Below are 6980 nucleotides of genomic sequence, written 5' to 3'. Positions count from 1 at the left end.
ATACGTTCTGTCTAAAGACGAAGGTGGCCGTCACACGCCATTCTTCAAAGGCTACCGTCCACAGTTCTACTTCCGTACAACTGACGTAACTGGTACTATCGAGCTACCAGAAGGCGTTGAAATGGTAATGCCTGGTGACAACATCAAGATGGTTGTTACTCTAATCGCTCCTATCGCGATGGACGAAGGTCTACGCTTTGCGATCCGTGAAGGCGGTCGTACAGTAGGTGCTGGTGTTGTTGCTAAGATCGTTGCTTAATTTGCAATAGTCTAACGACACTAAAAAAAGGGAGCTTCGGCTCCCTTTTTTGTATCTGCTGTTTTATTGCTGACATTAACCACCGATCAACTGTGTATTTATAGTTAGACACTGCTGATCATATATTTTTAGCGGAAGATTCATCTATTTCTAATAACAGATCTATCTAAAAACTCCGCAGTTATAAGTAGTAATGGAAACCATTCTCGTTTATATTGCTTCCATCATGTTTAAAGATGGAAGTGAAATGTACGTTTGCCTCTGCCACGGAATCTCCGACAAGAAAATAATGAAGCTGACACAGCAACACGGTATCACCGATGTTCGTGGTATTCGCCAGATCACCCCTCTGGGTTCGATGTGTGGTAAATGTATCCGGACCGCCAAGGAAGTGATTGAAGAAGCTGTCTTGGCCACAACGTTGAAAAAGGCCAGCTAAGCACTCTCCATTTTTGCTCATCATGCTTGTCTCGTTCATGGTAGGGAAGGGGCGAGTGAATACCGGACAATGGATCTTTCCCCTTGACGCCATTTTCCGCGGCCTGATAATTTCTCGCATCTCGCATCTCGCATCTCGCATCTCGCATCTCGCATCTCGCATCTCGCATCTCGCATCTCGCATCTCGCACCATTTGATTATTTTTACGACAGGGGTTGCGCTTAAAAGTGTGATCTGTATAATGCTCGCCACTGCCTGAGACATTAAGTTCTCGTAACCGCAGTTGTGAACCAATAAGCATCGAGGAAGAAACCGAAATATCGGTTTGACAATGTACACTCTGACTTATGTTCGCAGTCATTAAATTGACTGACAATGTATCCAAACGGGATACTACGTTCACATAAATCAATCGGCATTCCCTCGATCTATCGAGAGTGAGTGGCGATATTGTTTGTGTAATTTTTATTTGGAGCTCTGTCTCATGCAGAACCAACGTATTCGTATCCGCCTAAAGGCGTTCGATCACCGTCTGATCGACCAGTCTACTGCGGAAATCGTTGAAACAGCTAAGCGTACAGGCGCACAGGTTAAGGGTCCAATCCCTCTACCGACTCGCAAAGAACGCTTCACTGTTCTTATTTCTCCACACGTTAATAAGGACGCACGTGACCAGTACGAAATCCGTACTCACAAGCGCCTTATCGACATCGTTGAGCCAACAGACAAAACTGTTGATGCTCTTATGCGTCTAGATCTAGCTGCTGGCGTTGACGTCCAGATCAGCCTAGGTTAAGGGGAGATAAGAGAATGATTGGTCTAATCGGTCGTAAAGTGGGCATGACCCGCGTATTTACCGAAGATGGCGTTTCTATCCCAGTAACTGTGGTTGAAGTTGAAGCAAACCGCGTTTCTCAGGTTAAATCTGTAGAAACTGACGGCTACAACGCAATCCAGGTAACTACTGGTACTAAGAAAGCTAACCGTGTTTCTAAGCCAGAAGCTGGCCACTTTGCGAAAGCAGGTGTTGAAGCTGGTCGCGGTCTTTGGGAATTCCGTCTAGAAAACAATGAAGAGTTTGCTGTTGGCGCTGAGCTAAACGTTGAACTTTTCAATGACATCAAAAAAGTAGACGTTACTGGTACATCTAAGGGTAAAGGCTTCCAGGGTGGCGTTAAGCGCTGGAACTTCCGTACTCAAGATATGACCCATGGTAACTCCTTGTCTCACCGTGCTCCGGGTTCAATTGGCCAATGTCAAACTCCAGGTCGCGTATTTAAAGGCAAGAAAATGGCTGGTCACATGGGTGCTGAGCGTGTAACGACTCAAAACCTAGAGATCGTACGTGTTGACGCTGAGCGCAATCTGCTTCTTATTAAAGGTGCAGTACCAGGTGCTACAGGTGGCAACGTGATCGTAAAACCAGCTGTTAAAGCGTAACGTCAAGGAGTTAGTAATGGAATTGGTAGTCAAAGGCGCTGATGCGCTAACTGTCTCCGAAACTACTTTTGGGCGTGATTTCAATGAAGCGCTTGTACATCAGGTAGTTGTTGCTTACGCAGCAGGTGCTCGTCAAGGTACACGTGCTCAGAAAACTCGTTCTGACGTTTCTGGTGGTGGTGCTAAACCATGGCGCCAGAAAGGTACAGGCCGCGCTCGTGCAGGTACAATCCGTAGCCCACTATGGCGTACAGGTGGTGTAACTTTCGCTGCTCGTCCACAGGACCACAGCCAGAAAGTTAACAAGAAAATGTACCGTGGTGCTATGAAGAGCATTCTTTCTGAGCTAGTTCGTCAAGAGCGTCTAATCGTTGTTGATAACTTCTCTGTAGAAGCACCTAAAACTAAAGAGCTAGTAGCTAAGCTGAAAGAGCTTGAGCTTACTGATGCTCTAATCGTAACTGGCGATCTAGATGAAAATCTATTCCTGGCTGCACGTAACCTCTACAAAGTAGACGTACGTGACGCTGCGGCAATTGACCCAGTTAGCCTGATTGCTTTCGATAAAGTTGTGATGACTGCTGAAGCAGTTAAGCAAGTTGAGGAGATGCTAGCATGATCACTGAAGAGCGTATTCTAAAAGTTCTACGTGCTCCGCACATCTCTGAAAAAGCGACAATGGCTGCAGAAAACGGTAACACTATCGTATTCAAAGTAGCTATGACAGCAACTAAGAAAGAGATCAAAGCAGCAGTTGAAAAACTGTTCGAGGTTGAAGTTAAGTCTGTAAATACTCTTGTAGCCAAGGGTAAGACCAAGCGTCAAGGTATGCGTGAAGGCCGTCGTAGCGACTGGAAAAAAGCGTATGTTATCTTGAAAGAAGGTCAAGACATCGACTTCGCTGGTAGTGCAGAGTAAGGCTAGGAGCAAAGAAGAATGGCTATTGTAAAATGTAAGCCGACTTCCCCAGGTCGTCGCCACGTAGTTAAAGTGGTTAACTCTGACCTGCATAAGGGTAAGCCGTACGCACCTCTACTAGAGAAAAAATCTAAGTCAGGTGGTCGTAACAATAACGGTCGTATCACAGTACGTCACATCGGTGGTGGTAACAAACAACACTACCGTATGATTGACTTCAAGCGTACTAAAGATGGTATCCCAGCGAAAGTTGAGCGTCTTGAATACGATCCAAACCGTAGCGCAAACATTGCTCTAGTTCTGTACGCAGACGGTGAGCGCCGCTACATCATCGCACCTAAAGGTCTTCAGGCGGGTGATACCATCCAGTCTGGCGCAGATGCTGCTATCAAAGTTGGTAACACTCTACCAATGCGCAACATCCCAGTAGGTTCAACAGTACACTGTGTTGAGCTTAAGCCTGGTAAAGGTGCTCAGCTGGCTCGTTCAGCTGGTGCATACGCTCAGATCGTTGCACGTGCAGGCACTTATGTGACTCTACGTCTACGTTCTGGTGAAATGCGTAAAGTGCTTTCTGAAGGTCGTGCGACCCTTGGTGAAGTTGGTAATGCAGAACACATGCTACGTGAGCTAGGTAAAGCTGGTGCTTCACGCTGGCGCGGTGTTCGTCCAACTGTCCGTGGTGTTGTAATGAACCCAGTTGATCACCCACACGGTGGTGGTGAAGGTCGTACATCAGGCGGTCGTCACCCAGTTACACCTTGGGGTGTTCCTACTAAGGGTTACAAGACTCGTAAGAACAAGCGTACCGACAAGTACATCGTACGTCGTCGTAATAAGTAATATATATCAGAGGATAAGCCATGCCACGTTCTCTCAAGAAAGGTCCTTTTATTGACCTGCACTTGCTGAAGAAGGTAGAGAAAGCGGTGGAAAGCGGTGACAAAAAGCCTGTTAAGACTTGGTCCCGTCGCTCAATGATCATCCCTCAGATGATCGGTTTGACCATCGCTGTCCATAATGGTCGTCAGCACGTTCCTGTTTTCGTTTCTGAAGAAATGATCGGTCACAAGCTAGGCGAATTTGCACCAACACGCACTTACCGTGGCCACGCTGCGGATAAGAAAGCTAAGAAGCGCTAAGAGGAGTATAGGTAATGGAAGCTATCGCTAAACATCGCTTTGCTCGCATCTCACCGCAGAAAGCTCGTTTGGTTGCTGATCAACTGCGCGGTAAGCCAGTTGCTCAAGCTCTAGAAATTCTTCAGTTCAGCAACAAGAAAGCTGCTGATCTAATCAAGAAAGTTCTAGAGTCAGCTATCGCTAACGCAGAACACAACGAAGGCGCAGATATTGATGATCTATCAGTAGCTAAAATCTTCGTTGACGAAGGTCCTACCATGAAGCGTATTATGCCTCGTGCTAAAGGCCGTGCCGATCGCATCTTGAAGCGTTCTAGCCACATCACTGTTGTTGTAGCAGACCGCTAAGAGACTAGGAGAGAAAGCAATGGGTCAAAAAGTACATCCTAATGGTATTCGTCTTGGCATCGTTAAGCCTTGGAATACCACTTGGTTTGCTAACAGCCAAGAGTTCGCTGACAACCTAGACGGCGACTTCAAGGTACGTCAGTTCCTTACTAAAGAACTGAAAAAAGCGTCTCTATCACGCATCGTTATCGAGCGTCCTGCTAAGAGCATCCGTGTGACTATTCACACTGCTCGTCCAGGCGTTGTTATCGGTAAGAAAGGTGAAGACGTAGAGAAACTACGCGCTCGCGTTGCTAAGATCGCTGGTGTTCCAGCTCAGATCAACATCGCTGAAGTACGTAAGCCAGAGCTAGACGGTCAACTAGTTGCAGACAGCATTTCGTCTCAGCTAGAGCGTCGTGTTATGTTCCGTCGCGCTATGAAGCGTGCAGTTCAGAACGCTATGCGTCTTGGCGCTAAAGGTATCAAGGTTGAAGTAAGCGGTCGTCTAGGCGGCGCTGAAATCGCACGTTCTGAGTGGTACCGTGAAGGTCGTGTACCTCTACACACTCTTCGTGCTGACATTGATTACGCAACTTCTTCGGCTCACACCCAATACGGTGTAATCGGCGTTAAAGTTTGGATCTTCAAAGGTGAAGTTCTAGGCGGTATGCCAATTGAAGAGCCTAAGGCTGACAAGCCTAAGAAGCAGCGCAAAAGCCGTAAATAAGGAGTTTATTGATGCTGCAACCTAAACGCACTAAATTCCGCAAGACTTTTAAAGGTCGTAACCGCGGTCTAGCGAACGGTACTGATGTAAGCTTCGGTTCATTTGGTCTTAAAGCAGTTGGCCGTGGCCGTATTACTGCTCGCCAGATCGAAGCAGCTCGTCGTGCTATGACTCGTCATATCAAACGTCAGGGCCAAATCTGGATCCGTATCTTCCCAGACAAACCTATCACATCTAAGCCTCTTGAAGTTCGTCAAGGTAAAGGTAAAGGTAACGTAGAGTACTGGGTTGCACAGATTCAACCAGGTAAGGTTCTATATGAGATGGATGGTGTTCCTGAAGAACTAGCTCGTGAAGCATTCAAACTTGCTGCACGTAAGCTACCTATCAAGACTACATTCGTAAATAAGGCGGTGATGTGATGAACGCACAAGATCTGCGCGCTAAAAGCGTTGAAGAACTGAATGCTGAGCTTGTGAACCTGCTACGTGAACAGTTCAACCTGCGCATGCAGGCTGCGACTGGTCAACTACAGCAGACTCACACTCTAAAAGCTGTACGTCGCGATATCGCACGTGTTAAAACCGTTCTGACTGAGAAGGCTGGCGCATAATGAGCGAACAAATTCGTACTCAGCTTGGTCGTGTTGTTAGCGACAAAGGCGACAAGTCTATTGTTGTTGCAATCGAGCGTAAAGTGAAGCACCCGATCTACGGTAAGTACATCACTCGCACGACTAAACTTCACGCACATGACGAAAACAACGAGTGTGGCCTAGGCGACACTGTTGAGATTCGTGAGTGCCGTCCAATGTCTAAGACTAAGTCTTGGACACTGGTACGTGTAGTTGAAAAAGCTCGCGTATAAGCGAACTTAGCAACTAATTAATACAGCGGCCCCGAAAAAAATTTGGGGCCGTTTATTTTTTGTCTACCCATCGGTCGAAAATGGTGTTATTATTCGCCGCCTTTGAAGAAAAGGCCTATCGACCCGAGATGGGTCCAGATGTTTAAAATAAGCGGAGCACTAACATGATCCAAATGCAAAGTACGCTTGACGCAGCCGATAACTCCGGCGCTCGTCGCGTAATGTGTATTAAGGTTCTGGGTGGTTCTCACCGCCGTTACGCACACATCGGTGATATCATCAAGATTACTGTGAAAGAAGCAATTCCTCGCGGTAAAGTTAAGAAAGGTGATGTCCTGAAGGCGGTGGTTGTTCGCACCCGTAAAGGCGTTCGTCGTCCAGACGGCTCTGTCATTCGCTTCGACCGTAATGCTTGTGTATTGTTGAACGACACTACAGAGCAACCGATCGGTACTCGTATCTTTGGCCCAGTGACGCGTGAACTTCGTAATGCGAAATTCATGAAAATCGTATCACTAGCGCCAGAAGTACTGTAAGGAGTAACAAAATGGCAGCTAAAATCCGTCGCAACGACGAAGTTATCGTTCTTACCGGTAAAGATAAAGGTAAGAAAGGTAAAGTAACTAAGGTCCTAGCAACCGGTAAAGTTATCGTTGAAGGTATCAACATGGTTAAGAAACACCAGAAGCCGGTTCCGGCAATGGGTGTTCAGGGTGGCATCGTAGAGCAAGAAGCTGCGATTGACGCCTCAAATGTTGCAATCGTAAACGGTGAAGGTAAAGCGGACCGTGTAGGCTTCCGATTCGAAGACGACAAAAAAGTTCGTTTCTTCAAATCGACTGGCGAAACTATCAAGTAA

Annotated in this window: 15 protein-coding genes; all 15 read left to right on the top strand. The window is 46.8% G+C overall.

Features of this window, described 5'->3' with window-relative positions:
• A partial coding sequence (locus EIZ48_RS26535; protein ID WP_500690613.1) for an EF-Tu C-terminal domain-related protein occupies window positions 1-259 on the top strand: 259 nt, incomplete at its 5' end.
• Between the two features lie 247 nt (window positions 260-506).
• Window positions 507-698: a (2Fe-2S)-binding protein gene (locus tag EIZ48_RS26530; RefSeq protein WP_160658210.1), complete on the top strand. Its 192-nt coding sequence runs from the start codon at window positions 507-509 to the stop codon at window positions 696-698.
• Window positions 699-1182: 484 nt separating this feature from the next.
• Entirely contained in the window at window positions 1183-1494 is a 312-nt protein-coding gene (gene rpsJ, locus EIZ48_RS26525; protein WP_002541412.1) for a 30S ribosomal protein S10, read from the top strand.
• Between the two features lie 14 nt (window positions 1495-1508).
• Window positions 1509-2138, top strand: a complete 630-nt coding sequence (gene rplC / locus EIZ48_RS26520) for a 50S ribosomal protein L3 (protein WP_075762925.1) — start codon at window positions 1509-1511, stop codon at window positions 2136-2138.
• Window positions 2139-2154: 16 nt separating this feature from the next.
• Window positions 2155-2757, top strand: coding sequence for a 50S ribosomal protein L4 (gene rplD, locus EIZ48_RS26515; protein ID WP_075762924.1), 603 nt, complete (start codon window positions 2155-2157; stop codon window positions 2755-2757).
• Window positions 2754-3056 (top strand): 50S ribosomal protein L23, encoded by a 303-nt coding sequence (gene rplW / locus EIZ48_RS26510; RefSeq protein WP_075762923.1) that lies wholly within the window; start codon window positions 2754-2756, stop codon window positions 3054-3056. Before rplD ends, rplW begins: the two co-directional genes overlap by 4 nt.
• 18 nt (window positions 3057-3074) lie before the next feature.
• Complete coding sequence (rplB, locus tag EIZ48_RS26505) at window positions 3075-3899, top strand: 50S ribosomal protein L2 (protein WP_075762922.1); 825 nt, start codon at window positions 3075-3077, stop codon at window positions 3897-3899.
• A gap of 20 nt (window positions 3900-3919) precedes the next feature.
• A complete protein-coding gene (rpsS, locus tag EIZ48_RS26500) occupies window positions 3920-4198 on the top strand; it encodes a 30S ribosomal protein S19 (protein WP_007469141.1) in 279 nt (92 codons plus the stop codon).
• A gap of 14 nt (window positions 4199-4212) precedes the next feature.
• Complete coding sequence (gene rplV, locus EIZ48_RS26495) at window positions 4213-4545, top strand: 50S ribosomal protein L22 (protein WP_007469139.1); 333 nt, start codon at window positions 4213-4215, stop codon at window positions 4543-4545.
• A gap of 19 nt (window positions 4546-4564) precedes the next feature.
• Complete coding sequence (gene rpsC / locus EIZ48_RS26490) at window positions 4565-5254, top strand: 30S ribosomal protein S3 (protein ID WP_075762921.1); 690 nt, start codon at window positions 4565-4567, stop codon at window positions 5252-5254.
• An 11-nt stretch (window positions 5255-5265) separates the two neighbouring features.
• Entirely contained in the window at window positions 5266-5676 is a 411-nt protein-coding gene (gene rplP, locus EIZ48_RS26485; RefSeq protein WP_075762920.1) for a 50S ribosomal protein L16, read from the top strand.
• Window positions 5676-5867, top strand: a complete 192-nt coding sequence (gene rpmC, locus EIZ48_RS26480; RefSeq protein ID WP_007469134.1) for a 50S ribosomal protein L29 — start codon at window positions 5676-5678, stop codon at window positions 5865-5867. Before rplP ends, rpmC begins: the two co-directional genes overlap by 1 nt.
• Window positions 5867-6121 carry a 30S ribosomal protein S17 gene (gene rpsQ / locus EIZ48_RS26475; protein ID WP_075762919.1) on the top strand — a complete coding sequence of 85 codons (255 nt, stop codon included), beginning with the start codon at window positions 5867-5869 and terminating at the stop codon, window positions 6119-6121. Before rpmC ends, rpsQ begins: the two co-directional genes overlap by 1 nt.
• Before the next feature lie 164 nt (window positions 6122-6285).
• Complete coding sequence (rplN, locus tag EIZ48_RS26470; protein ID WP_075762918.1) at window positions 6286-6657, top strand: 50S ribosomal protein L14; 372 nt, start codon at window positions 6286-6288, stop codon at window positions 6655-6657.
• An 11-nt stretch (window positions 6658-6668) separates the two neighbouring features.
• The gene (gene rplX / locus EIZ48_RS26465; protein WP_075762917.1) at window positions 6669-6980 is read left to right on the top strand and encodes a 50S ribosomal protein L24; all 312 of its coding nucleotides are present in this window, start codon (window positions 6669-6671) and stop codon (window positions 6978-6980) included.

It is taken from the genome of Photobacterium alginatilyticum (assembly GCF_009910675.1).
GTDB lineage: Bacteria > Pseudomonadota > Gammaproteobacteria > Enterobacterales > Vibrionaceae > Photobacterium > Photobacterium alginatilyticum.
The sequence above is the reverse complement of the archived record's forward strand: the minus strand, read 5'-3'. Positions and strand labels throughout refer to the sequence as shown.